This window comes from Mesorhizobium sp. WSM4983 (assembly GCF_029625765.1).
Classification (GTDB): domain Bacteria; phylum Pseudomonadota; class Alphaproteobacteria; order Rhizobiales; family Rhizobiaceae; genus Mesorhizobium.
Map to the genome: position 1 here is coordinate 40,380 of NZ_JARTVM010000015.1, position 24,027 is coordinate 64,406.

Genomic DNA, 24,027 nt, shown 5'->3' on the forward strand with positions numbered 1-24,027 from the left:
TCAGTCGAAGAAGCCGGGGAGCATGAAGCTGATCTCATGCATGACCCTCGGCGGCAGCTCGCGGTTGGCGAAGGCTGTAAACTCTTGAGCCGTGTCGCCCTTGACCATCTCGGCCGGGATGATGACCCCTGAATCCACGAGCGAAACGGGGCGACCCCACCTCGTCGAGGAGCGGTCCGGCGCGTAGACGTGGCCGCCCAAGCCCTTGGCTGCGACGCGATTTGGAAACCGGCCTGCCTTGGTGAAGTCTCCGGCAAACAGCCGCCGCGCGCCGAAAGGCGAAGCGGTCACGCCTGCCCGCGTCTCGCGCGGATTGAAGTATTTGAGCGAGACGTCGCCGCCCTGCGTGCGCATGGCATAGGCGAGCTCGCCATAGTTGGCGCGCTCGACCTTGATCGCCCTGCGGATCGTCCGGTACGGCAGGCCAGTCTGGTTCGCGAGCGTCCGCGTCAGCTTGGTGCGCAATCGATCGCCCACGTGATTTACGGCTCGCGCCAGCGCCAAGCTGCGCTGCAACTGGCTCAAGCGGCCCAGCGCATTGTCCAGCCGCTTGAGACCAGACAGATCGGCCCACTTGATTGTCAGCAGGCCGTCCACACTCGCACTCCGAAAATGAAAAGCCCCGGTCGCGAGGAGCGCCGGGGCGAGTTCTTTCTTACCGTGATCAGGTCTATGTCAAGTTTCTGCCGCGCGTCAACGGACGGAGGCAGTTTTTTTCGCTCGCTGGTTAGCCGTGCTCCCTGCGAGCCAAACACCCGGCCTGTCCTCCTCAAGCCAGGGCGTCCTCGAGCGGTCGGAAAACACCAGCCGATGCGCGATCAGCTGCGGCCCGAGCTCGGCCTCAAGCCTGCGCAGCGCTGCGACCCAGATCTGGTAGTCGAGCCGGCCCATGATGTCGCCGCTCGGATCGGTCGCGAACTCGTACTTTCGGTAAGCGCCCTTCGTCGGCCGCTTGAGGCGCTCGTCATAGCCATGCACCTCGATATCGTAGGCCTGGCCGTTGTCGTCGATGACGCGCTTCATGACGAACCAGGCCGGCTTGCCGCCGCGCTCGGCCAGCCGGATCCTGGCAGGCTCCGCGCCCCAATCCGGCTCCCGCCCGAGGATCGCGGTTCCGACGACTAGGCTAACAATGCCTTCGCCGCGTTGCGAGTGCGAACGGGCGCTATAGCGCTCAACTGCGCGCGCAACGTAGAGCTCGGCCAGGCCGTGCGTATCCGGCCAATTCGCCAAGGCATTCCAGCCCTGCGGGATGACGACCTCGCAAGCGGCCAGCGCGGCGACAGCCCGACCGACCGTCACCGCATCCTCATGCGGCTCGCCCTGCTCGATCCAAAAAATATCATAGTCTTTGCGGCCGCCGTCTATCAGCGCGCCAAGCTCGCCAAAGCTGGTGATCTTACCCCATGAGGAAGCCTGCAGCATGCGCCAGGCCGAATGCGGATTTTCCAGACCTTCCACGCCACCGCCCTTCGGCAGCTCATGGACGAAAACCCAGGTCAGCAACTCTTCAACGTTCACCGTCTTCATCCGAACTTTCTCCTTTGTCCCATTCTCACTCTTATCAACCCAACTCGCCGCTCTTCGTCCCAGGCTGAAAAAATGCAGAACCGAGCAAAATCAGCAGGATGGGCGGGGCGCCGGGAAGGAAGGGGCGCAAGGGACGATGAATCTCGCGCCATATATGAAGACACCTCGCCATCCGGTGATTTCTTTCGAGGTGACCTCATCGCGCGCACGCGCAAACCGACAATCGTCCCTAGCGTCCCTCGCGTCCTAACCTGCTGCTTTCCCAAACCCTTTCAGTCCGGCTCCCTTCCCCAACTCGCAATCTACCGTCCCTCGCGGCCTTGGCGCCAAAATGGGGAAAGGGTCAGCCCTCAAAGCCGTATGCCTCCGGCGAAGGGCCTGGATCGCGGCCGGGCGGCCTGACGAACTCGTCCTTGACCCTGATGCCCCGGTAAATCGTGGTGCCGCTTTTCGCCTTCCAGAAGCGCTTCATCGCGCCTTCAGGCGATCGCCATGTCAGCCGGGTGTAGTCGGGAAGCTTGCGCGAGAACGTAGAGGCTTTGAACTCGGCCGCACCCTCGCGGGCTGCCCAGTTGGCGTAGCCGAGATGCAAGTCGCCCGGCGAGGTCTCGTCCTCCTCCTTGCCCGTTACGATGCAGGCATTGCGCAGGAAGGCACCGATCGGATCGCTCTCTTCCCGATATTCGCGGGTCGCGGCGAGCACGCTTTCCGGTGGTCGCAACCCGTAGTTCAGGTAGTCGAGCGTTCCCCGTACCAGCCAGGCGAAGACGCCGTCGGCTTCGGCGCGCAGCTTCTTGGGCAAATCGCGATCGATCCTGTCCTTCGAGATCTGGACTTCCCAAGGCACGAGGTAGACGCGCCGCCAGATGCCGTCGGAGGTGTCGTCGATGCGCGGCTTGTGGTTGCCCGAAAGCAGTATCTTGAACTGCGGCACCACCTCGAAGAAATCCTGGTGCAGCCGCCGCACCGCGATCTTCTCGCCGCCGGTCAGCGTCTTGATCAACGCGTCCTTCAGCTTCACGCCCATTTCGGGTTCGGATGCCGCGACCAGCCGCGCCCCGGGCAGGCGCGCGAGGTCCGGCGTGGCCTCATTGCCCCCTCGCCTGCTGTCGCCGGCGAAACTGTCGATCGACAGCGTCACGGCGAAATCGCCGAAGATCGAGCAGAGCAGGTCGACGAAGGTCGACTTGCCGTTGGAGCCTGCGCCGTAGAAGAAGACCAGGCATTGCTCGACTGTGAGGCCGAGAAGGCAATAGCCCGCAAAGCGTTGCAGGAAGCCCCTAATCTCCGGATCGGGCTGCACTTCCTTCAGGAAGGCATCGAACACCGGCGCCGCGGCACCCGGCCGATACTCGGCTTCGCCGCTCTTCGAGATCAGGTCGACCGGGTTGTGAAGGTCGAGGCGCGGTTGCCATTCATAGACGGGATCCTGCGGGTCGGATTCCTCGTGCTCCATCCGCACGAAGCGAAGCGTGCCGGAGCGGCAGTTGAAGGCATAGATGTCCTTGTTAAGGTCGCCCACCATCCTCGCGACATGCGGCAGCGCCTCCTTCATCATGTTGTCCAGCTTTGAGGAACCGGCCGAGCTTTTCGCATGACGATGCCGTGACGATTTCCTGGCATTGGCGCTCTTCTGCGCCTCATTGGCGACGTCGATGATGTCTTCCAGCTCCATCAGGCGGCCGAGCCTTTCGGCGTCCCAGTCCTTCCTTGGCGGTCCCAAGCGCTTGCGCTCCAGGCGGGCGTTCCGGCCGGCCTCCAGGGCCCTTTCTTCATCTTCGGTCGCGGTCAGAAGCGCGGCCTCGGCGGAGATCAATTCGGCGGTTTTCTGCGCCAGCGGCCGGACCACCGACCCGTCTTCGTCCTCTTTCCAGCGCGTGCCGTCGAAACCATGCCAGCCGACGCGCGCCACATGCAGCACGCGCGAGCCGTAGCGGATCAGGAAACGGCGCCCATTGCCGATATCCGTTTCCGGTTCCGAGGCGCAGTCGCTCAGCACCGACTGCTCGTCGGGCTGTTCGGGAAGCTGCCGCCGCGTTTCACCCGCGCCAGGCAAGGGGGATCGGGGCTCATTGGCATAGGCGGCCGCCTGGCGCTGAGCTTCCTCAAGCACGGCGGCCACCTGGTCCGGCATGGCGGGCTTCTTGCTGCTCACGCCACCCTCTTCGCGGCTTCGGCAGCCATGGAGGCGAAATCGCAGCCAGGCCGCGGCCATACGATCGGGATCGCCCTTCCCGGCCGCGCATGCCGGGCACGGGCGCGCGCCATCGCCGCCGCGGTCACAACGCGCTCGGAGTCGCCATCGGCGAGCAGCACGAGCTCGGTGACCTGTTCGCCCACCCACATGGCGTCCTCGGGGTCCTGACCAGGTCGAGGAATCGGGCCGGCAATCATCACCGGTCGCGGCACGCCTTTCGAATCTGGCTTATTCAATTCTGGATGGGCGAACCGCGAGGCGGGATCGGCCGGGCCGGCAAGATTGCCGAGATCGCCGGCGGCGAAATAGAACGTGTCCTCGCGCCAGCTCTCCCAACACGCAAAGGCCGCGCCGTTCTCGATCCCCTCCCCGCCGACCCAGCGCGCCGCGGAAGGATCGCCGAAAAGCGGGATAAGCCCTCCCTTCTTCGAGCCGCGCATTTTCTTGGTCGGCAGGGGCTCGCCGGTCGCCGGATCGGTGAGCAGCGGCCGGAACTTCGGCGGCCGCGCCAGATCGATCCAGCTGATGTGGCAGCCGATCGCATCCAGGTCGGCTTTGAGGAAGGGCGCGACCATCGCCGGCCCAGAATGGAGCTCACTCGGACGACCGCGATCATCGCTGCCGTGCCAGTAAGCCAGCTCCGATGCGCAGCGCAGCCATTGCGAAGCGCCAATGCGCCCGCAGCCGCGTGCCTCGAGATAGTCGGCGACCAGCCGCCCGAACCGGCCGACGCGTGCCGCGGCTTCGTAGATGGACCTGGCCTTTTGCCGTTCGCGCTCGCGATAGTCGACCCGCCGTTCGGCGCGTTCAGCCGCCCGAGCTTCATTTAGACGCCGGCGTTCTTCGAGACGCCTGCGTCGAGCGTTCGCCGCGTCGGCATTTTCGGTTCCCGCCTGGCTAGGAACCGGTCGGTCGAGCACAATGGAGCACGCCTCCAGCAACGCGTCGCGACGATGCAGGTCGAGGCCTTCGCAGTGGGCAGCCATGCCGATGCTGTCATTTCCGCCGGCGCCGCCGGCCCGGCAGTTCCATTTGTTCTTGGCGGTGTTAAACGCAAAGGTGTCCGTGCCGCCGCAATGCGGGCAAGGCTGCGGGTGCTCGTGCCGGCGGCCGGTGAATTTCAGGCCGAGCCGTTTGGCGGCGGCGTCGATCGAGACGGCGCGCGCCTCTTCGACGAATTGCTTGACAGCGTCTGAGCTCATTCGTAGGCGTCCCACTGACTACAGGCCATGGAGGAACGGTGAGCGAATACTGAATACCGCCGCCTAGCGTGACGGCGTTCCTCAAGAAAGCTGTGATCTTGTGGCTCTAAACGGGCGAACCTCGATTGGAGACGTACGGGAAGAGTTGTAGAGAAACTGACAAATAGCCGTTCCAGGAGACAAGCTCGGTGGCGAACACGACCCTCGATCTCGACCAACGCTGGACAGCAAAGCCGACCGACTCCGATAAGTACGGACAGGAAACTGTCGCAAAGAACGTGCCGTAATAGATCGCACACGCGAGCAGTCTTTACAGAAGGGGGGCGTCTATGAGTTGGGGCTTCGAACGGGGGCGAGTCTACAACCGCCGCCTCGACGTTCACGCGAGATTTGACGGACAGCGACAGGGCGGAATGATTACGCCAGCCCGACACCCCGTCATCATTCTCGTGACAGGCGAAGAAGGCCAGCAGCACGGATACCATGACCGATGGGAGAACGGAGCGTTCTTCTATTTCGGGCATGGGCAGCGCGGAGCAATGCAGCTCGCCCGAGCAAATAGAGCTCTGGCTGATCACGCAGCGAATGGCAAAGCTGTTTTGCTCTTCCAAAGCGTCACGAACGGACTCAAGTTCGTTGATGAGATGGTCTGCGAAGGATACGAGTTTCAACAGCATCCCGACGGTGAAGGGCACCTGCGAGACGCTATTGTGTTCAAACTGGTGCCCATTGACTCCATCAACGAGGAAATCAACCAGCCGCCAGATCAAGAGCCGGCACTGGAGGAACTTCGGCGGCGTGCTATGGCAGCCACTGCGACACCGAATGCCACCCAGGGCATTAGGACTGCCTATCAGCGAAGCCGAGATATCCGGGATTACGTTCTCCGTCGAGCCGGTCAAACCTGCGAGGGATGCGAGCTCGATGCCCCCTTCCTTCGTCGCAACGGGTCTCCGTATCTCGAGCCACACCATACGCGACGTCTCAGTGATGGAGGACCTGACAACCCTCGTTTCGTCATTGGCCTTTGCCCCACTTGCCACCGGCGAGTGCACCACGGCGCAGACGGTGATGAGTACAACGATACCCTGATTGCGAAATTGGCGGTTATAGAGCCATAGAGGCTCGTATCGATAGGTAGGTGGCGATGGCATAGTTCACACGCCCTTCGCCACCAGGTTGGTGTCGCCGCTGCGCCTGAAAGTCTGGGCCAGCTCGACGAGCTGCCGGATTTCCCTTGCGGAGAGTCCAATGCGAACCTGTACTTGCGACATCGTCTGGCCCATTTCGAACAGCAGCCGCACGCCCTCGGCCTGCATCGGCAAAGGCAGCTTGAACAGCGTCGCCGCGTCGATGCTGCCGGGTGTTCCGAAGATTGCTTTTGCAGGTCTATCCAGCATCACAGGTGCTCCCTGTTTCAGTGCTCGTCCCGTGAAACATCGCGCCGGTGTCATGCGGCGGCGGCAGGTAGAAGGCGCGGAAGGAAAGCTTCAGCCAGTCGCAGACGGCGATGACCTTGGGCGCCGAGACGCTCTGGCCGTTGCAGATGCGCGAAAGGTCGGAAGCGCTTACCCCGATGTGGCCGGCGCATGCCCGCCAGCCGCGGCCGTCTTCCTCAAGCCTCGCCCGCAACAGCTTGCCCAGCTCGCGATAGTCATAGGCAGCGAGCCTGACCATGCCTGGCCTCCTTTTTGAAAAACAACGCGGGCTCCTCGCCGATCCAGGCGCAAAGCGCGAGAAACTCCTCGGTGCCTGGATCACGGCCGCGCGCGGCGCGAAAGACGGCGTCAACCTCGACGTCGGCTTCCCTGGCAACACGCCTCGGCGACTTGCCGCGATGGATGCGCCGGGCTTCGAGGAAGAGCGCAAAGAGTGTGAAATCCACCGGCGCGTTCTGGCAATCTCGGCCATTTTCCGGCATTTTGATCGAGGAGGCGCGGCTCATCGCTGCGCCTCCTCGCCGCTGCCGGTCACGGCTTGGGAGAATGCGGGACCGGCAAGGAGATCGGGACCGAAAAGATCGGGCCGCTGCGCATGCCGCGAGATGCCGGTGGCGCGCTCGATGTCGAGTACGCGTTCGGCCGGCACCCGCTTCCAGGAGTAGAAAGCCTGGTGGCGGATGCCCAGATGCGAGGCGAGCGCGCCCAATCCGCCAACCTTGGCGGCTGCGATTCTGACGATTTCGATCATGGCTTGATGGTAGGTAATACCTACCTACTATGTCAACAGGTAACCGCTTGCAAAAAAGTAAGCAATAATTACTATGCTGCGGCATGATCGCGACGATACGCACCGACTCGACGACACTCGGCCAGCGCCTCCGCCAAGCCCGCGAGGCTGCCGGCCTGACGCAGAACGACGTCGCCGATCATTTCGGCATCAAGCGTGTCTCGGTCACGCAATGGGAGGCCGACACCACCCGCCCCTCGATGGAGCGCCTGCCCGAGCTCGCCGCGCTGCTCAAGACCGATGTGGCGTGGCTGCTCGACGCCTCTGGCTCTGCACCTGTGCCGGTCGCGCGGGAGCCGAAGCCAAGAGCGGCGCGAACGCCGATCATCCCCGGCGACGAGCTGGTCGGCGGCCGCGACCTGCCGATCTACGCCGCCGCCATGGGCGGTGAAGGCCATATGATCGTCACCTTCGAGGCGATCGACTGGGTGAAACGACCGGCGGTGCTGCAGAATGTGCGCGGCGGCTATGGCATCCTGGTGCGCGGAGAATCCATGATCCCCGCCTATTGGCCCGGCGACACCGCGCTGGTGAATCCTCACCTGCAGCCGGCGCGCGATTCCGACGCCGTGTTCTTCCACACCCCGCCCAAGGAGCGCGGCGACGAGGAGGCGATCATCAAGCGCCTCGTCGGCATGAACGACCGCGAATGGACACTGGAGCAGTACCGGCCCGCGAAGACGTTCACGGAGAGCCGCGTTGACTGGCCGATCTGCCATCGGGTGGTGGGTAAGTACAATGCGCGGTGATAGGGGCCGTCCGTCCCGTGTTTTGCGCCGCGCAAAGAGCCGATTGTTGACGATCTGGCTATAGGGCTCGATCTTAGAGATCCTGGTAGGCCATCTTCAGCCACCGAATTGTGAAACAAACCTGTCAGCAACTGCGCTCGGCTGATTGTCACGACAGCAACCTCGAACTACGCTCGTCAATCGGAGGGGTTTCCCATGATTAAAGAATTTAAGCACAATCCTGTCGTCATACGTCCTGACACCACCATTGGTAACATATCGGCAGAAGCAGATGACGATTTTCTGTTCGAGTGCTTTGTAGACCATCCTGCCCTAGAGGTGGCGCGAACGCTGAAGAATTCGAAGATGTTCGTATCTGCAAGAACCGGTAGTGGAAAAACGGCACTGCTTAGGAAAATAGAACATCAGTTTCCGGAAACAACGTCTATCATCGACCTTCCCGGACTTTCGATGGACTATGTTGCAAATTCCGACATTATACGGTTCTTGAAGTCGCTGGATATCGACCTTGACCTTTTTTTCCAAGCTCTCTGGAAGCACGTTCTATGCCTCGAATATATCCGAATGAGATACAACGTAAAGAACGCAGAACGATCCAAAGAAATTTTTGGCTGGCTCAAGGATTTTTTCCGCGCCGACGAACGGCGTGAATCGGCTTTAAAGTACCTGGCACAGTGGGAAGGCCGGTTCTTCATTACGATGGACGAGAACATCAAGGAAATAACCTCGAAACTCGAATCGCAGGTGACCGGAGAACTCGGAGGCGAGGTGGATAAGTTCTCTGCCCGGGCCGGCTACACGCGGACATTGAGCGCAGAAAAACGGTCTGAACTGGTGGCACGTGCAAAACGAATTGTGAGCTCTGCTCAACTCGCTGATCTAAATCGCGTCCTAGATTTGCTTTCCAATGTCGACAGCGCTGACAAATACGCAGGCAAATATTACATCCTAATAGATCGCTTGGACGAGAAGTGGGTCGATGAGTCGGTTCGCTTTGATTTAATTCGCGCTCTGATCGAATGTCTTCGTACGTTCAACAAAGTTCACAATCTGAAAATTTTGGTCGCAATTCGCGAGGACGTTCTTGAGCGAGTTGTACAAGAGACTAAGGACATGGGTTTCCAACGAGAAAAGTACGACGACTATTTTTTGCGTGTTATTTGGGATGAAGCGCAACTTAAAGAGCTGATCAGAAAGCGGATCAATTTACTTTATAAAAGGAAATACACTTCTGCAAATGTGACGTTTCATGACGTTTTCCGCAATAAGGTGGCCAATAAAGACCCAATGGACTACATTCTTGAGCGAACTCTATTGCGGCCTAGAGATGTCATTTCGTTCGTTAACGAGTGTTTTGAAAAAGCGCAAGGCGGAACTGAGGTTACACCAAAGATCATTAAGGAAGCGGAGTCTGAATACTCACGGATTCGGATGCAGGCCTTAATTCAGGAATGGCAAAGCGCATTTCCGTCCCTATCGGTTGCTTTTCGGCTCCTTTCGAGCCGCCGAGGGAGGTTCAAGTCGACTGAAATCGCTTCGAAGGAATTTATGGACGACTTTGTCCTTGAGGTCCATCAAGTGCCTTCATGGGAAAACGACCCGATCAAGCAGTGCGTTGAACGTTATATGCAACAAGGGTCCGAGGCATCCGCGCTGGCGGTTGCAAAGAATTTGATCAGTGAACTTTACCGGATTGGGGCCGTCGGCGTAAAAACGTCGGCGGCGGAAAGGTATATCTACTCCTATCAGGACGTTCCCGTCATAAGTCCAGATGCAGTTGATTTGCAGACTAGAATCCATATTCATCCAATGCTGCACCGAGCGCTGAATGTTCAGGACCACGGCTAAAACGCTTACGTTTTTCTATTGAGTGATATAGTTTCTTGTATGCCAAAGACGAATCCACAGACGGTTTACTCCATTACCGCTACTGCACTACTTCCTTGACCGCCTCCAACCTGCGGCTAGAGCATCAGCTTCCGAGCAGAACCACCTCTCGCCTTTGGCCCGGTTGATGATAGTGGCGCCGTAATATTTTTGTCCGGGCACATGGTAGATTCGTTCGCCGTCGGCTGAAAGGTTGCCCTTGATGTTGCAGCCGGCGTTGCCGCTGCCCAGCGCGAAAGTTGGTGTCGACGGTACCTGCGCGTCGTCGCTGTGCTGCGCCCGCCAGTCCCAGGGTGCCTGGAAGTTTCCAACCCACAAGCCCAGTTTTGCCGCCCGAGCCTTGGCCTGTTGCGCTGCATGAGCGCCGTAGCTGTATTTCGACCAATCCAGCGCTTGCCCGTGCTCGACCATCCAGGCGGCAACGTCAGCCCCGTCGGCGCGCGTGCAGTTGCCGACAAAGCGCCCGTAGCGGTCCCATGTCACGAACGAGCACTGCACCGGCTTGGACGCCGCAAGGAATTTGTCCAGGGCTTCGGCGGAGCGGCGGCCGCAAGGATACTCGAAACCCTTTGCATCGTCGCAATATTGGCGGCTCTCCGGCGCGTCGATGCCGTTGAAGCGCACGCGCTGGCCATGAATCTCGATCGTGTCGCCATCGATCACCGAGGCGACGCCGGCTATCGATACCGGCCTCGGCTTGATGATGTTCTGCAGGTTGACTTCCGGAAGCGATCCGCTGTTGTGCATGACGAACTGCGTGACCAAGGCAGAAAACGCAGCCACCGTCACGAGCACAAGACGAAGCGGCACGCTTGCCCATCGCCTGGCGCGCGATCGTTTCGCGCCAGTGCGCCGACGCCACTGGCCAGAGCGGTTGTCGTAACGGGACTTGTCGATCCCGATCACATCGCGCCGCCCGGCCGGCTTTCGGCAGATCGGCAAGTACAGCACGACACCAGGAGCACACTCGCCGCGGCAAAATGCAGTCTCATATACATTGGGGCATCCCCCGACACCGAAGACGATAGTGGTCCATTTGTATTTGGTTGTCGAATCCGCTTTAGCACCTGATGGCAGACCAGCACAGAATTGTGCATGCGGACCCGGCGCGCATCATTCCTCGCACCCTGAAGCGAGCCCTCTTGTTCCATGGGCAGGCGGCGCCCGAGGCCGTAAGAGGCACGGGTTAGAGTGTCCGTTGACCCTCGGTTATCCACCGGCCGACTTCAGAACCACTGCACCGTGATGTTTTCGCAACAGCAATCCGGCGCGCTGTGCGGTATATGTCGAGTCAACGTTAAATTGCGGTGGGACAAACATGAAATCTCTTTTGCTTGCTTGCGTATTCGGCCTTGCTGTCTGCGGCCCTGTCATGGCGGCCGATATCGTAGAACCGGCAGCGACGAGCGAATGGACATGGCAGGGCGCCTATGCAGGTGCCTTCGGTGCGGGGACGCTCGAGCACTATAAGATCCGCGAGCCCAATATCGGCGCCAGCGTGACGCACAACGTAGGCTCGCCGACTATCGGCGGTTTTGTCGGCTACAACTTCCAGTCGGGCAACATCGTCTACGGGTTAGAAGGCGAGTTGGGCTACCGGTTCAAGAAGGGCCACTTCCACGACGTGCCAGGCCCTGGCGACCTCGACGAGTCGCTCGGTCTCTTCGGCTCGCTCAAGGGCCGCGTGGGCATGGACCTGGGCGGGTACCTGCCCTACCTGACGGCAGGTGTAACGGTGTCGGACTTGAAAACCGACGCGGTCGGCTTTGCGCGACGGGACGGAACGATCGTTGGCGGGATTGTCGGCGCCGGCATCGACGTGCCGCTGACCCACAACGTTTTTCTGCGCGGCGAGTACGACTTTTCTTTCTTCGGCAAGAAGAGCTTTGACTATTGCGGCGGCGGTTGCGTGCTGGAGCACACCGCGCAGACACATGATTTCCGCGTCGGCATTGGTCTCAAATTCTAGCGCAGCAGGCCGATGATGACATCGAGGCCGAACGACCGCGTTCGCCGAACAACACCGCTCTGAGAAATGCGGCCCCGTCGAACCATCGGCGGGGCTTTTTCTTGTTCAAACGGTCGGTGTGCGTTTCTGAAATCGACTTTCGCGAAAGTCGAGCAATTCCTGATACACCTCAAGGTGCCCGGCAAAATTGCGCGCCATAAACCGCACTAGCGCGGGGTTGTTCAGCAATCTGTCAATATAACCGGTAACGGCGATCAGGTTGAGCACTGTTGCGCCATGGGTGTTGGCGGCGCTCAGATATTCATGGCTGACCTTGGCCAGGTCAGTTTGCATGTCAGCCAATTGCGTCGGGGAGATGCCCTCATATTGCTTTCTGGGCGCAAAGGGATCGGTGAGCTGCGATCGTGGTGTGAGCGCGATCAACACTCTCGCCACTCGAAATTGCACCCGGTCCAACGCTAGCATGAGACGCACGATTTCAACCTGCCGGCTCGGCACGACCTCTCGCAACAAGGGGAAAATCTTCAAGGGGGCGCCGAAATCGTTCAGGAGGTCGAGAGCCTCGAGACACACACCGCCGACAAGCTGCGGCTCGGCTGTGAAGCACGACGGGCCGTGCTGTTCTTCAGAACGGGAATCGGGTCCGGTATGCGAAACTTGCGTCAGGATCCAAGGCAGCGTTCCGAGATCATGCGCCTGCAGCAAGGCGCGGAACGCCGCGTTGGCCAGGATCTGACCGGTGGCATTGACGACAGCTTCCAGTTGATGCCGCGCTGCGACGGCTTCTCTGATGAAATCCTGCATCCGATCGAATTGGCGTTTGTAGGTCCGCAAGAATGCCGGGCCACGCAATGGATTCTGCGGCGCCTGCAAATTGCGCGTAAGACGGGTGGCGTGCCGGTTGTTCTCGACGAAGCGACGAAGCTCGGCCTTGGTTACTGTCACGGGATCGCCGAAATCGATTCTCGTCTCGCCATCTCCACGACAGGATCGAGCGAAGCGAAGAGGAAGGCATCAAGGCGCACGCCGTTGTTTGCGTTGAGCATGCGAAGGGCGGATTGCGCTTGATGCGCGGGCGCAATGAGGAAGTCACGAACAGTTTGATGATCGGGCTCCATTCTGATCAAAATCGTCACATCTGGCCCGACGAGACCGCGATTCCAAAATATCCAGCGTGGATAACCGGTGACGATAATCCGATAGCGCGCGATCCATATCGCGATGGAGAATTCGTCATTGACGCACAAAAGCTTTCTTTTGGGATCGTACAGTGCCGATCCACCGACCTTGTCAATGTTCGACATCAATTCCTCGACGACTTGCTGCCGGATCTGTTTGAGCCGGTTGCTGACATCGAGTTTCCGATAGTTCGCCGAGGCGTCGTATCCGATCAACTGGTAGGCGGCCTTCATGCTTCCAAATCGGTGCGCGTAAATGGAGGCTGAATGACAGCCGGGGGCGGCGTCAATGATTGGGCTCGACAGCTTCCCCCGCTCTTTCAGGAGCGTGGTCAGATCGGCAAGCAGCTCCTCGTCGGGCTTAAGGTAAGCGCGCGCGCGCCTGATAGCTTGCGCACGATCGAAAAGCGCCCGGGTCACGAGCGGCTCGATGACAGCGTCGGCGCGAACAAATGCGCTTGGCGGATTTCTTACCCGGTCGTGCAGAAGCCTATGGGATATTCGATTCCAGACATTGTTGCCGATGTACTTCTCGCTCGTCAGTATCGTGCCCACGCATGCTTTGGTCCATGGTCGGCCGCGTTCAGTAACAAGGCCGCGAGCGTTCAATGCAGCCGCAATTTCGGCTTCCGTTTTTCCCTTCGTCACGAATTGATTGAACATCCATCTTACGGTGGAGACCTCCTCTTTTGGCCCCGGCACTAGCATGACGCGATCGCTTGCCAGCCCTTTTCGCTCATCGCGACCAAGCATTGCCTTGGGATTTCCGGAGCCATCAACAAGAAGGCGCCTGAAGCCATAGCCGGCGGGGCCACCGCCGCTGAAACCCAGTTTGACGATGCGGCTTTGACCGGCGAAGACCCTGTTCGACAGCATGCGGCTGTACTCTGCGGCCATGCTGCGTTTGATCGCCTTCAGAACGTCGGACCCGATGCTCCCATCGTTGACGAATAGCTCGGCGCAGAACTCGATCCGCACTCCGGCTATCTGGCACCGGTATTCATAGGTGGCGCTTTCATCGGTATTCTGGAAGCGCCCCCAACGGCTCACGTCGTAGACAACGACGGTCTCGAAGTCGGCTCGCCGGCTTTCCACATCTTCCAACAGCTGCTGCAAGCCTGGGCGTCCCACGAGGCTGAGGCCACTTCGCCCGGGATCTTCATAGGTCGCAACAATGTCGTAACCCATGACGCTCGCATAATTGCGGATCGCATCTCTCTGGTTGTCGATCGAGTAGATCTGCCTGTCTGTGGACATGCGCAGATACTGGGCCGCACGGATCCTTGGCCTCCCTGCAGGAGGCCTGTCAGTGGCCGGAAACTTGTCCATCGCCTTGCACCGTCGTGAGGGTGTTCTAAGCTAGGGGCCGGCCGCCGCGCGGCAAGAGGAAACGATGCGCCAGTACATCGGGTTGATCCACAAAGAAGACGCCAGCGATTTCGGAGTGTCCTTTCCTGACTTCCCCGGCGTCGTCACCGCCGGCAGGACAATTGCCGGAGTACGTCGGCTCGCCGAGGAGGCGCTCGCCTTTCACATCGAGGGGCTCATAGAAGACGGCGTATCGATTCCGGAGCCGACGCCGCTCGAACAGGTAGCAGCGAAAACCGACGTACTCGCCACTGTCTCGGTGCCTCTGAAGCCTGCGACACGGTCAGCAGGTCGACCGAGAAGAAGGTCGCATGTCTCTCGGCATCGCTGAGCCAGTCCCGTCGCACTGCATGCAACGCACGCTCACGCCGGGACATCTGTGTTGATGCGTTCCTGCCGGGCAGCAATGGCCGTTCGAGCTGCGCCATCTAGGACATTCGAACATCGTGCCGGTGCCGCCGCACCCTTGGCACTCGCCTTCGGAAAACGCCAGTTCCATGTTACCCGACCCACCGGCGTTGCAACGCCGCAAACCCAACGTCGGCTGGCCCCCGCTAGCCGTCTGCAAACATTACGGTAGGGCAATTAAGGTTTTTCTAAAGCAGGGGTGGCTTACAGCCATTGTCTGCCCGCTGGGTTGACCGACACTGGCACGTCGCCCGACGCGAGGATGCAAATGTCACCGCGGCCTTGCCATTATCTTAGTGATTGCTAAATTCATTACGGCTAAACTTCCATTTCTCTGTCCGGATCGTCGGATGAATTTCCTGAGTCATGTTTTCTCCGGCCTGTGGGCAGCCGGAGTGTTGGCGATGGTCTGGCAGGTATGGAAGCGCCCGTCGCCGCCGCTTTCCGAAACCGAGCAGGAACGCGATTTGCGGGAATGGCTGGAAGGGCAAATGTAGCTCCCGCATCTTTCCTGTTTGGAAAGCATCCTGTTCAACAGCCGGGAAACCATGACTCAGTTCGTGAGCGGGCTCCGCCGCCGTTCCGCCGCAATGCGAGCCCACTTCGGCCAGGTACGCCCCTGTTTTAGTTGGTCTTTGGGGCTTGAAGGAGTTCTGGAGATGATGATCAAAAAGGCTTTTTTGGCGGTGCTGATGACCGCGGCACTGGCCGGATGCGAGACCCAAACCGAGGGCCAGCAGCGTGCCACCACCGGCGCGCTGATCGGCGGCGCCGGCGGCGCACTGGTCGGCCAGGCAATCGGCGGCAACACCAAGTCGACGGTGATTGGCGCGGCAAGCGGCGCGCTGCTCGGCGCCGTCGTCGGCAGCGCCACGACCCCGCAGCGCCGCGGCGAGCAGCTCTGCCGCTATCGGGATCGCTACGGCCAAATCTACACCGCGCCCTGCGACGACCGGTATTACAGCGGCAACTATTGATTGACTGGCTGTGGGAGACGGCGTTTTTTGCGCCGGCTCCCCTCTTCCGTCATCCTTTTGTACGCTTCTCGATGTAAAACCGCCGCTGCGGTGGGCTGCGGAGGAGGTCGAGATGACGACGACCCTTGCCGGCGCGCTGAAGGACCGTGGCAAGCGCGCGGTGAAACGGCTGATCGGCTACGATTCCCGCAACTGGCTGCGCATTCGCCAGATCGAGGCTTTTACCGCCTTTCTCGAAGCGGCCAATCGCAAATCCCGCGACGTCATCGAAATCTCACCCGGCTGGAACCGCTACTGGCGGGCGATGTGCCCAAACTACCGCTCGGTCGATTTCCCCGACTTCGACATCTGCCGCGACCGCACCGACGAGCAATTTTCCATTGTCATTGCCGACCAGGTGCTCGAGCACGTCCAGCGGCCGCTCGCGGCGGCCGCCAACATCCATGCAATGACCAAACAGGGCGGCTGGGCAATGGTGGCTACACCGTTCCTGTTCAGGGTGCATGCCCGGCCGCATGACTACAACCGCTGGACGCCGGCGGGATTGAAGCAGGTCATGATCGAGGGCGGCTTCGCAGAAGACGACGTGCAGGCCTTCGGCTGGGGCAACAAGGCCTGTGCGAGGGCGCATATCGGCGGGCCGGTGCGGGCCTACGGCCTGTGGCGGGATCTCAGCAACGACGAGGAATACCCGATAATGGTGTGGGCATTCGCGAAAAAGCGCTGTTAAGCCGATTTTGGGCCGGAAGGGGAAGAACCGCTGGTGGGATGATTGAACTGACCTTCGCGCCCAGGACTTTGGCGGCTGTTTTGCGCCAGGACCGCACATTGCACCGCTAGCATGTGCGTCATCACGCCCCGAGCTTGTCGAGCAAGGTCTTGGCCTCTTTCAGATCGAGCGTGTCGAAGCCCTCGGTGAACCAGCCGTAAGTCGGTGCGAGCAGGTCGTGAGCCTCGGCGCGCTTGCCCTGTTCGGCCAAAAGGCGCGCAAGCGATGTGGCGGCGCGGAGCTCCCAGGATTTGGCACCTTGCTCACGAGACCGTTCGATCGCTTGCCGAAACGAGATTTCAGCCTGGTGCCACTCGCTTGGTTCCGCGGCAGCGTATATGGCTCCTCGGAGCCGCAGCAATTCGGCATCGCACCACCGCTCGCGGGACCGGTTCACCTGGTCGAGAGCCCGATCGATCAGGCGCACGCCGTCCGACGCACGATTGACGCTGCCGAGCACCTCGCCGAGGAATCCCATCGTGTAGGCCTGCGTCACTTGCGTTCCGACGGCCTGCATCCGGGCCAGGCTATCCTCGATTTGGGCGATCGCTCGCTCCTTATGGCCCTGCTTCGCCGAGAGCCATCCCTGCTGCTGGGCGGCCATGGCAATCCAGAACGGATACGCCTGCTCGGTCGCGAAGGTGAGCGCACGGTCGTTCCGCTCCTCGGCTTCGGCCACCTCGCGTCGGAATATTCGTAACCACGCTGCCCATACCAGCACGTAAGCGCGGCTGAAGGGGTGCGCCAATCGCTCGGCCAAGACAAGGGCGTCTTCCATCCGGGTCAGCGCCTGGTCGGGGTAGCCGAGGTGCCAAAGCACCGCTGACCCACGACATAGGCAAATCGGTCCGGGATCCTGGCCGTATAGGGCGAGATGAGCTCGATGTCTCTGTGGGCGATAGGCTTCGGAGGCCAGCTCCAGATGTTTGCGTGCCTCCCTGAAGTCGCCGCGCCAAGAAGAGCTGACCCCCCGGGCATAATGGGCTTCGACCACCCACACGGGATCGTTACTCTGCAGAGCAAGGTCGAGAAGCCGTCCGCTCAGCTCGTGCGCCGACGTGAGTTGGGCGCCCGTGGCCGAGTAGATGGCCAGGCCGAGCAGAACCGGGAAGACAGCCGCATCTTCCGGCATCAGCTCGCAAAGGCGGCGCGCGCGAGAATAGACCCGCTCGACCTCGGCATTTGCGTAGCCATTCTTGGCGGTGAGCACGCGGCCCAGCACCGTTAGCGCTGCGAGCTCGCGCCGCTGGCGCTCCGGGCCCGCAGGCAGCGTTTCGATCAAGTTCAGCGCTTTCTGCAGATGGTTTTGGGCCTCATCGTTGGCCGAACGGTCATTGGCGTTCTCTCCCGCGCGCTGCCAATAGCCGATGGCCTGAATCGAGAGGCCCGCGGCCGTGTAGTGCTGAGCCACGATCTCGGGCTCGTTTTCGACGACCTCGCCGAAATGCTGCTCGAGCGCGTGGGCGATCCGGGTGTGCAGCTGCTGGCGGCGACTGCGCAGCAAGGTGGCATAGGCGGCATCCCCCACCAATGTGTGCTTGAAGATGCACGTCGCGTGCGGCGGCCGACCGCGCGCGATCACGAGTTCGGCGCCGATCAGTTGGTCGAGGGCGTCCTGGAGTTCCCGTTCCTCGCGCTGCGCCACCGCCGCCAGCAATTCGTAAGAGAATTCGCGACCGATGGCGGCGCCAATCTGCGCGACCTCCCGCGCTGGCGTCATCAGCCGATCGAGCCGCGCCACCAGAGAATCCTGCAGGGTTGCAGGGATCGCCAACGGTGGCAGCGGGCCCGAGAGTGCGTAACGGTCGCCTTCATCGGTCAGCACGTCAGATTCAATGACGGCCTTGGTCACCTCCTCGAGGAACAGGGGCACGCCGTCTGTCTTGGCCACCATCTGCTCGAGCAACCCGCCCGGAAGCGCCTTGCCCCCGGTCAACCGCTCCACCAGGGCTGCGCCCTGCCGGCGGCTCAAGCGTTTCAGCGTGAGCGAGGTGACCTGGGGGTGGCCGGTCCACCGCGACTCAAATTCAGGGCGGAAACTGAAGATCGCCTGTACTGCAAGGCGCGGGATCTGCGGGACCAATCGGTCGAGAAGCTCCAGCGACGTTGGATCAATCCAGTGGATATCCTCGAAAACCATCAGCACGGGCTGGCGGGCCGCCAAGCCAATTAGCTGCCCGGCCAGAGCCTCGAGGGTCAGTTCCTTCCGGCGCTGAGGGCTGAGGTTCAGGGGTGCATAGCGGCTGCCTGCCGGGAGCGAGAGAAGCGCCGACAACAAAGGGGCGACGTCCCGGACCTTGTCTGTTGACCGCGCCAAGAGGCGCTCCAGCTTGTCGAGTTTTGCGCTCGGTGAATCGTCCGGATGGAAGCCAGCCGCGCGGGTGAGTTGGACAATCGACGGGCGAAGGGCGCTATTTGCGTGGAACGGCGAGCACTGGCAGCGTATGCGGATGTGCGGCCGGTCCCGCAGACGCCCGCGGAGCGCCTGAATCAGATGCGATTTGCCGATGCCGGGCTCGCCGGAGAGCAGGACCACCTGGCCCTCGCCGGACGCGGCCTTGCTCCAGAGCTCCGCGAGCAAAGCAAGCTCGTCCTCACGCCCGACCGTGGGCGCTAGGCCGCTCGTCGCACGCGCTTCGAACCGGGTCTCAGCGGCACTCTCACGAAGCACGCGCCAAGCGCGGATGGGGGCGTCGAAACCTTTCAGGTCGTGCAGGCCCAGGTCGGCGAACTCGAACAGTCCGCCGAGCAGTCGGCGCGTCGCGAGCGGGATCACGATCTGGCCGGGCGCCGCCAGAGCTTGCAGCCGCGCCGCAAGGTTCGGCGATTCTCCGACCACCGCTTCCTCCTGCGCCGCTCCTTCGCCGATGAGGTCGCCCACCACCACCAGCCCGGTTGCAATGCCGACGCGTACCGCCAGCGTCCCTGGTGCCGGGGTCGCGAGCCTTGCGATCTCATCAACGACCGCCAGCCCCGCCCGCACGGCTCGCTCCGCGTCCTCCTCATGCGCCTTCGGATAGCCAAAATACACCAGCACGCCATCGCCCATGTATTTGGCCACAAACCCGCCGAAGCCACGCACGGCCTCGGCAACGCAGTTCTGATAGGCCGCAATCACCTCACGCAAATCCTCGGGATCCATTTGCGCGGAGAGCGCTGTCGAGCCGACAAGGTCCGAGAACATCACGGTGACCTGGCGGCGTTCAGCGGTGTTCTTCGCGGCGTTGTCGGCCGCCAGAGGCGCATCGGACAGCAGCGGCGTTGGTGTGCTTGCTTCAGCGCGCAAGGCTGCGATGGCGTCGAGCAGCTTACGACGATGTCCGACAAGTCCGACACCCAGATCCTTCAAGTCCTCGGCCGTCAACCTCGGCAGGACCGTGTCGTCGATTTTATTCTCGCGGAAGGAGGCCTCATACTGTTCGAGGCCAAGCCTCCGCAGCCAACCTCCGACGTCCATGGCTGCGCCCCTGGCTTGCCAACCCACGCATGATCCACCAAGGGGGACAGCCTGTCTAGAACCGGGTTCCGAATGACCCGTTTGGGTCAAACCCAGACGTCATGCCGCCTGAGCCGAACGCCTGCTTTCGGGAAACGACGAGGAGCCATCGGCGGCGGACATGCGGCGCTTTCCAGATAAGCAGTGTTGGGTCGTAGCCGGAAGGTCAGCTTGCGGCCGCCGAGGAGGGAGAGAGCGGGCTTCAGCTCCGCCAGCTTGCCTATGCATTAGAAAACACCGTCGCATTTCGCAGCGGTGTTTGCTGACGTTCAACAGGCTATCGGTATTTCAGCCTCAAGCGCTGGAACGATCCCGTTGGCGTAGAGAATGATGGCATCGTCGAACTCGCCGCTCGAAGGATCACCCGTACGGCTGAACGCCACGACGCCGGCCGAACAGTCCGCCAGTTTCTCTGCCAGTCGCAAAGCATGCTCGATGTCCTGGACTTCCACCGCCGATCCAGCGGTGATCGCTCCCTTGGGCGTGAAATCGAATCTCTGAACCACAAAATACGTCAGCACATGCCGCCTCCTTAGCCGGCGTCAATCTGACTCAGCCCCCGGAACAAAACAAGTACAAACGCAGTGGGTCGGTGCAACAAATCCACAGCCCAAGGCTGCAGAACGAACCTACTAGCCTTGACAAGGTAGGTAGGTAATACCTACCATTGCAATGTGACCGAATTGGAGCCGACCGTGACATCAGTTTCTGAAGCGCAGCAGTCCCGCGATCTTTCCGCTCGGCCCGTAGAGCATCAGCACTGCCGCGCAGGCGAGGTCTTCGCTTTTGCCCTCCCAGGCCCGGACGGTTTCTTTGACCTTGCTCCGAATGACCGCGGCAACCGTCGGGTCGTCGAGCTTGACGTCCTCGGCGGCCAGCATCAGCGCCATGGCGCCTTCGTTGATTTCCAGCTTCGGACAGATCTTGGTGCCGGCGATCGCCTGCCCGACATGGGACATAATCGCCATTTGCCCATCGCTGTAGGCAAAGGCCGGACCGGGCATGACGAACAGCAACGCAGTAGCCCGCACCAGATTTTTCATCCAATCCCCCCTGCCCGCAATGCGCGGTTTGAACGCTAGCACAAGGAAGAAGCCGTCGCGAAGCGGCTCGCCGCTATTGCCTTCATTGCCGCCACCCTGTTCTGCGCCGCTGTCACCGTCGGCGCCCTCTGATTTCCGTCCAAGGAGACCCGTCTTGCTCGATAAAGTTCAACGTTCATCGCAAACCCGCCGCGAGTTTCCGGAAGCCGGGTTCGACACCCATCCGCGCTGCCTGGAAATGGCAGAGGCAATGCGCGATCTGTTCGCTGTTGGCGGCGGCGTCCGGCTTGAGGACTTGATCGGGGCCGGCTTCACAAGCGCCGAAATCATCGAATTTCAGGACAGCGCCGCACGTCTGGCTTTGCTCGCCAGCACCAAGCAGATCACCATTCGCCCGGATCTGCTTGCGGACATGATTGAGAAGGCCCGGCACGCCGCGCCCAATCGGCCACCGCTGCCCGGCGACGCGCAGCCTACACAGAGCCTCATCCTGGCCTGGGGCCAGTATTGTGCGGCTCACGGCGCCCTGCTGCTCGACCCCTGGTCGGGTCAACGCGAACGCTGCATTTCGGTGCTGTCGGGCTACCTCGACCGGCTGCCGATCTTCCCGGCCATTCGCTCGAGCGTTATCAACGCCGTCGAAGCAGCCATGCCGCAGGTGCACCAATGAGGCCCGCAAGCAAGGCGCTTGGCGGCAGACCCGCCATGATCCCAACGTTCAAGCCTGATGGGTCGGCCTTCGACCTCCTCGAACCGAAGGCGTCCGACATCAGCTTCGCCGATATGGCCAACACGCTGTCCAAGCTCGCGCGGTTCAATGGTCTCTATCGCTGCCCGGCCTACTCCGTGGCGCAGCATTGCGTGATGGGTGCCGACGCGCTGTTCCGCGAAACCGGCGACGGCTTGGCCGCCGGCTATTTCCTTCTTCATGACGGGCATGAATACGCGCTCGGCGACATCACCAGGCCGGCAGTCGATCTGATCCAGCATCACATCTGCCGACTGGCGAGCGACGCGGGATTGGCTGCAGATTTCATCGACCAGCTCGCCCACCGCGCGATCGCGTCGGCCAAGCGCAGCATCGACCTTGCGATCTACCAGGCGGCTGAATTGCCCAATATCGACACCGTGCCGGCCTATGGCCGTCAGATCCGCGACATGGATAATCGCATGCTGGTTGCCGAGGCCGCGGCCCTGTTCGGAGCCAGGCCGAACAGCGCTTGTCTGCCGCGCGTTTCGCTGCCTCCGCCAAAGCTTGTCGGCGCGATCGGGCCGTGGGGCGCGATGAAAGCAGAGCATGCCTTCATCGACCGCCTGCAGCGCTATCTTGGTATCGCGGCGCGGGCGTGCTGAACGTGCAGTTTTCGTCAGGAACACCAGCGGCAACGGCACTCCATGAACGGGTCCGATGAGTACACGGAAAACGCGCCGCTGCGGCTGGACATCGCGGCCCGGATTGCTTTCCCTGATGGCTCGATGGGCCCAGCCGGCTTGCGCAAGGAGCGCGACCGCGGGCGGTTAGAGACGGAAATCATCGCCGGCAAGGAATACACCACACTCGCAGCAATCGGGAGAATGAGGAAGCTATGCCGCGTCCAAGCAAGGGAATTAGACTCGTCTGGCGGTCCGAGAGCCGAAAGGCCGACGGCAGCCTGCGCAGCAAGGCCGGCTGGTACATCGAGGACGCCGGAAGACGACATCCCACTGGCTGCGGCAAGAGCGAGCTTGTTGAAGCTCAAAGGCAGCTCGCCGAATACATCAGCGAAAAACATCAGCCAACGCGCCAGCGCAACCGCGACCCGGACCAAGTAAAGATCGCGGACGTCATCAATGTCTATGCCGAGGACGTCGTCGCGCTCAATCCGTCGCAGAGCTATCGCAAGGAAACGGCCGCGCGGCTGCTCGCCATTCTGACTTTCTTCACCGGCACGGTCGCCGACATCTCAGGCGCACTCTGCCGCGAATATGTCAACGGCCCGGCCAAGAAGGGCCGGATCCTGCCGACGCCGGCGATGGCACGCCGGCAGCTGGAGGATCTGCGCGCGGCCATCAACCACTATCACGCCGAAAAATACATCACGGCCGTGCCGAAGATCGTGTTGCCGGCGCGCTCCGAGAAGGCCAAGCGCGCGCTGACGCGATCTGAGGCGGCGAGGCTGCTCTGGGCAGCCTGGCAGATGCGGCAGACCTGGAAGGGGCAAGAGAGCGATCGCCGGACCGGCCGGCACGTGGCGCGCTTCATCCTGACCGGGCTCTACACCGGCACGCGATCCGCCGCCATCTGCGGCGCCGCGACACGGCCGACAGTGGGGCGTGGCTTCGTCGACCTTGAGCGCGGCGTCTTTTTCAGGCGAGCCGCCGACATGGTCGAGACCAGGAAGCGACAGCCGCCGGTCAGGCTGCCGGACCGGCTGCTGGCGCACATGCGCCGCTGGGCGCGTACCCCGGTTGACATCAAGACCAAGGGACGCGGCAAAAGCCGCACGATCGGCCGCATGATCGCGCACGATTTCATCGTCGAATGGGAAGGCGGGCCGGTTCGATCGGTGCGCAAGGCCTTCAAGTCGGCCTGCGAGAGCGCTGGCCTCGGCTGGTACGAGGCGCGGATCGTCAAAGGCGTCGAGAGCAAAGTCTTCGTCACCGACGTCACCCCGCACACGCTGCGTCACACTGCTGCGACGTGGCTGATGCAGAACGGCGTCGAGCTTTCCAAGGCCGCCGACTTCTGCGGCATGACGGAAGCCGTGCTGCGCAAGCACTACTACCACCATCATCCCGATTTCCAGGCCGACGCCGCTGCGGCGATCACCGCCAAGGCGCCGGCGCCGCGCCAGAAGAGCAACATCGTCCGATCGGGCGTCTCCCACCTGAAACCCACCTGAAACCCCGGAAACAAACGTGAACAAAGGCCCTAAAAGCGGCCGATCATTAATCGCAAAAGCCCGGAATTCCGGGCTTCTTCTGGCAAGACAGCTTGTTCGGGACGATGGGGTCGCAGGTTCAAATCCTGCCACTCCGACCAGAA

At 61.5% G+C, this 24,027-nt stretch carries 25 protein-coding genes and 1 pseudogene; 11 read left to right on the forward strand and 15 right to left on the reverse strand.

Features of this window, described 5'->3' with window-relative positions:
* The 4 genes from P9254_RS27425 to P9254_RS27440 form a co-directional block, all read right to left on the reverse strand.
* The gene (locus P9254_RS27425) at positions 1–597 is read right to left on the reverse strand and encodes a phage tail protein (protein WP_278056212.1); all 597 of its coding nucleotides are present in this window, start codon (positions 595–597) and stop codon (positions 1–3) included.
* Positions 598–693: 96 nt separating this feature from the next.
* Positions 694–1,530, reverse strand: a complete 837-nt coding sequence (locus P9254_RS27430; protein WP_278056210.1) for a hypothetical protein — start codon at positions 1,528–1,530, stop codon at positions 694–696.
* Between the two features lie 343 nt (positions 1,531–1,873).
* On the reverse strand, positions 1,874–3,685 hold the full coding sequence (locus tag P9254_RS27435; protein ID WP_278056208.1) for a DNA primase family protein: 1,812 nt from the start codon (positions 3,683–3,685) through the stop codon (positions 1,874–1,876).
* The gene (locus tag P9254_RS27440) at positions 3,682–4,668 is read right to left on the reverse strand and encodes a DUF7146 domain-containing protein (protein WP_278056207.1); all 987 of its coding nucleotides are present in this window, start codon (positions 4,666–4,668) and stop codon (positions 3,682–3,684) included. The genes P9254_RS27435 and P9254_RS27440 overlap by 4 nt, the downstream gene beginning before the upstream one ends.
* A 12-nt stretch (positions 4,669–4,680) precedes the next feature.
* On the opposite strand from P9254_RS27440, the gene P9254_RS27445 reads away from it, so the two are divergent.
* Positions 4,681–4,923 carry a hypothetical protein gene (locus tag P9254_RS27445; RefSeq protein ID WP_278056206.1) on the forward strand — a complete coding sequence of 81 codons (243 nt, stop codon included), beginning with the start codon at positions 4,681–4,683 and terminating at the stop codon, positions 4,921–4,923.
* A 2-nt stretch (positions 4,924–4,925) separates the two neighbouring features.
* Here P9254_RS27445 and P9254_RS27450 read toward each other — a convergent pair whose 3' ends face one another.
* Positions 4,926–5,699, reverse strand: a complete 774-nt coding sequence (locus tag P9254_RS27450) for a hypothetical protein (protein WP_278056570.1) — start codon at positions 5,697–5,699, stop codon at positions 4,926–4,928.
* Positions 5,700–5,732: 33 nt separating this feature from the next.
* Here P9254_RS27450 and P9254_RS27455 point away from each other — a divergent pair, with 33 nt between their 5' ends.
* Positions 5,733–6,050 carry an HNH endonuclease gene (locus P9254_RS27455; RefSeq protein ID WP_278056547.1) on the forward strand — a complete coding sequence of 106 codons (318 nt, stop codon included), beginning with the start codon at positions 5,733–5,735 and terminating at the stop codon, positions 6,048–6,050.
* A 36-nt stretch (positions 6,051–6,086) separates the two neighbouring features.
* Here P9254_RS27455 and P9254_RS27460 read toward each other — a convergent pair whose 3' ends face one another.
* The 4 genes from P9254_RS27460 to P9254_RS27475 are packed head-to-tail and all read right to left on the reverse strand — an operon-like array spanning position 6,087 to position 7,119.
* Entirely contained in the window at positions 6,087–6,329 is a 243-nt protein-coding gene (locus P9254_RS27460) for a hypothetical protein (RefSeq protein WP_278056204.1), read from the reverse strand.
* Entirely contained in the window at positions 6,319–6,606 is a 288-nt protein-coding gene (locus tag P9254_RS27465) for a helix-turn-helix domain-containing protein (protein WP_278056202.1), read from the reverse strand. Before P9254_RS27465 ends, P9254_RS27460 begins: the two co-directional genes overlap by 11 nt.
* A complete protein-coding gene (locus tag P9254_RS27470; protein ID WP_278056200.1) occupies positions 6,584–6,874 on the reverse strand; it encodes a hypothetical protein in 291 nt (96 codons plus the stop codon). The genes P9254_RS27465 and P9254_RS27470 overlap by 23 nt, the downstream gene beginning before the upstream one ends.
* A complete protein-coding gene (locus P9254_RS27475) occupies positions 6,871–7,119 on the reverse strand; it encodes a transcriptional regulator (RefSeq protein ID WP_278056197.1) in 249 nt (82 codons plus the stop codon). Before P9254_RS27475 ends, P9254_RS27470 begins: the two co-directional genes overlap by 4 nt.
* A gap of 83 nt (positions 7,120–7,202) precedes the next feature.
* Between P9254_RS27475 and P9254_RS27480 the strand changes: the two genes are divergently transcribed.
* Together P9254_RS27480 and P9254_RS27485 are read left to right on the forward strand one after the other, a co-directional pair.
* The gene (locus P9254_RS27480) at positions 7,203–7,907 is read left to right on the forward strand and encodes an XRE family transcriptional regulator (RefSeq protein WP_278056195.1); all 705 of its coding nucleotides are present in this window, start codon (positions 7,203–7,205) and stop codon (positions 7,905–7,907) included.
* A 195-nt stretch (positions 7,908–8,102) separates the two neighbouring features.
* Entirely contained in the window at positions 8,103–9,755 is a 1,653-nt protein-coding gene (locus P9254_RS27485; RefSeq protein WP_095800220.1) for a P-loop ATPase, Sll1717 family, read from the forward strand.
* 87 nt (positions 9,756–9,842) lie between these two features.
* On the opposite strand, the gene P9254_RS27490 is transcribed toward P9254_RS27485, so the two are convergent.
* Positions 9,843–10,604, reverse strand: coding sequence for a thermonuclease family protein (locus P9254_RS27490; protein ID WP_278056194.1), 762 nt, complete (start codon positions 10,602–10,604; stop codon positions 9,843–9,845).
* A 508-nt stretch (positions 10,605–11,112) separates the two neighbouring features.
* Between P9254_RS27490 and P9254_RS27495 the strand changes: the two genes are divergently transcribed.
* Positions 11,113–11,763, forward strand: coding sequence for an outer membrane protein (locus P9254_RS27495; RefSeq protein ID WP_278056193.1), 651 nt, complete (start codon positions 11,113–11,115; stop codon positions 11,761–11,763).
* 105 nt (positions 11,764–11,868) lie between these two features.
* Here the strand turns inward: P9254_RS27495 and P9254_RS27500 are convergent, their stop codons facing one another.
* A complete protein-coding gene (locus P9254_RS27500) occupies positions 11,869–12,708 on the reverse strand; it encodes a plasmid partitioning protein RepB C-terminal domain-containing protein (protein ID WP_278056190.1) in 840 nt (279 codons plus the stop codon).
* Entirely contained in the window at positions 12,705–14,270 is a 1,566-nt protein-coding gene (locus P9254_RS27505) for a recombinase family protein (RefSeq protein WP_278056188.1), read from the reverse strand. Before P9254_RS27505 ends, P9254_RS27500 begins: the two co-directional genes overlap by 4 nt.
* A gap of 64 nt (positions 14,271–14,334) precedes the next feature.
* On the opposite strand from P9254_RS27505, the pseudogene P9254_RS27510 reads away from it, so the two are divergent.
* The 3 genes and pseudogenes from P9254_RS27510 to P9254_RS27520 form a co-directional block, all read left to right on the forward strand.
* A pseudogene (locus P9254_RS27510) lies at positions 14,335–14,592 on the forward strand (type II toxin-antitoxin system HicB family antitoxin); the annotation flags it as partial.
* A gap of 784 nt (positions 14,593–15,376) precedes the next feature.
* On the forward strand, positions 15,377–15,694 hold the full coding sequence (locus P9254_RS27515; protein WP_278056187.1) for a YMGG-like glycine zipper-containing protein: 318 nt from the start codon (positions 15,377–15,379) through the stop codon (positions 15,692–15,694).
* Positions 15,695–15,806: 112 nt separating this feature from the next.
* Entirely contained in the window at positions 15,807–16,424 is a 618-nt protein-coding gene (locus tag P9254_RS27520; RefSeq protein ID WP_278056186.1) for a class I SAM-dependent methyltransferase, read from the forward strand.
* A gap of 121 nt (positions 16,425–16,545) precedes the next feature.
* On the opposite strand, the gene P9254_RS27525 is transcribed toward P9254_RS27520, so the two are convergent.
* The 3 genes from P9254_RS27525 to P9254_RS27535 all read right to left on the reverse strand — a co-directional run bounded on the left by P9254_RS27525 (position 16,546) and on the right by P9254_RS27535 (position 21,002).
* Positions 16,546–19,920, reverse strand: coding sequence for an AAA family ATPase (locus tag P9254_RS27525; protein ID WP_278056185.1), 3,375 nt, complete (start codon positions 19,918–19,920; stop codon positions 16,546–16,548).
* Positions 19,921–20,228: 308 nt separating this feature from the next.
* Positions 20,229–20,480 carry a hypothetical protein gene (locus P9254_RS27530; RefSeq protein ID WP_278056184.1) on the reverse strand — a complete coding sequence of 84 codons (252 nt, stop codon included), beginning with the start codon at positions 20,478–20,480 and terminating at the stop codon, positions 20,229–20,231.
* A 180-nt stretch (positions 20,481–20,660) separates the two neighbouring features.
* Entirely contained in the window at positions 20,661–21,002 is a 342-nt protein-coding gene (locus P9254_RS27535; RefSeq protein ID WP_278056182.1) for a hypothetical protein, read from the reverse strand.
* 154 nt (positions 21,003–21,156) lie between these two features.
* Between P9254_RS27535 and P9254_RS27540 the strand changes: the two genes are divergently transcribed.
* The 3 genes from P9254_RS27540 (at position 21,157) to P9254_RS27550 (ending at position 23,884) form a co-directional block, all read left to right on the forward strand.
* Positions 21,157–21,672, forward strand: a complete 516-nt coding sequence (locus tag P9254_RS27540; protein WP_278056180.1) for a hypothetical protein — start codon at positions 21,157–21,159, stop codon at positions 21,670–21,672.
* A 35-nt stretch (positions 21,673–21,707) separates the two neighbouring features.
* A complete protein-coding gene (locus tag P9254_RS27545; protein ID WP_278056178.1) occupies positions 21,708–22,355 on the forward strand; it encodes a hypothetical protein in 648 nt (215 codons plus the stop codon).
* A gap of 233 nt (positions 22,356–22,588) precedes the next feature.
* Positions 22,589–23,884: a tyrosine-type recombinase/integrase gene (locus P9254_RS27550; protein WP_278056177.1), complete on the forward strand. Its 1,296-nt coding sequence runs from the start codon at positions 22,589–22,591 to the stop codon at positions 23,882–23,884.
* Positions 23,885–24,027: the final 143 nt, after the last annotated feature.

Coding starts and splice junctions, on each gene's coding strand:
- P9254_RS27460 (WP_278056204.1), bottom strand. CDS start 6,329: ATGCTGGATAGACCTGCAAAAGCAATCTTCGGAACACCCGGCAGCATC.
- P9254_RS27485 (WP_095800220.1), top strand. CDS start 8,103: ATGATTAAAGAATTTAAGCACAATCCTGTCGTCATACGTCCTGACACC.
- P9254_RS27550 (WP_278056177.1), top strand. CDS start 22,589: ATGCCGCGTCCAAGCAAGGGAATTAGACTCGTCTGGCGGTCCGAGAGC.
- P9254_RS27545 (WP_278056178.1), top strand. CDS start 21,708: ATGATCCCAACGTTCAAGCCTGATGGGTCGGCCTTCGACCTCCTCGAA.
- P9254_RS27525 (WP_278056185.1), bottom strand. CDS start 19,920: ATGGACGTCGGAGGTTGGCTGCGGAGGCTTGGCCTCGAACAGTATGAG.
- P9254_RS27445 (WP_278056206.1), top strand. CDS start 4,681: ATGCAGGTCGAGGCCTTCGCAGTGGGCAGCCATGCCGATGCTGTCATT.
- P9254_RS27515 (WP_278056187.1), top strand. CDS start 15,377: ATGATGATCAAAAAGGCTTTTTTGGCGGTGCTGATGACCGCGGCACTG.
- P9254_RS27475 (WP_278056197.1), bottom strand. CDS start 7,119: ATGATCGAAATCGTCAGAATCGCAGCCGCCAAGGTTGGCGGATTGGGC.
- P9254_RS27465 (WP_278056202.1), bottom strand. CDS start 6,606: ATGGTCAGGCTCGCTGCCTATGACTATCGCGAGCTGGGCAAGCTGTTG.
- P9254_RS27495 (WP_278056193.1), top strand. CDS start 11,113: ATGAAATCTCTTTTGCTTGCTTGCGTATTCGGCCTTGCTGTCTGCGGC.
- P9254_RS27505 (WP_278056188.1), bottom strand. CDS start 14,270: ATGGACAAGTTTCCGGCCACTGACAGGCCTCCTGCAGGGAGGCCAAGG.
- P9254_RS27455 (WP_278056547.1), top strand. CDS start 5,733: ATGGCAGCCACTGCGACACCGAATGCCACCCAGGGCATTAGGACTGCC.
- P9254_RS27520 (WP_278056186.1), top strand. CDS start 15,807: ATGACGACGACCCTTGCCGGCGCGCTGAAGGACCGTGGCAAGCGCGCG.
- P9254_RS27430 (WP_278056210.1), bottom strand. CDS start 1,530: ATGAAGACGGTGAACGTTGAAGAGTTGCTGACCTGGGTTTTCGTCCAT.
- P9254_RS27535 (WP_278056182.1), bottom strand. CDS start 21,002: ATGAAAAATCTGGTGCGGGCTACTGCGTTGCTGTTCGTCATGCCCGGT.
- P9254_RS27480 (WP_278056195.1), top strand. CDS start 7,203: ATGATCGCGACGATACGCACCGACTCGACGACACTCGGCCAGCGCCTC.
- P9254_RS27470 (WP_278056200.1), bottom strand. CDS start 6,874: ATGAGCCGCGCCTCCTCGATCAAAATGCCGGAAAATGGCCGAGATTGC.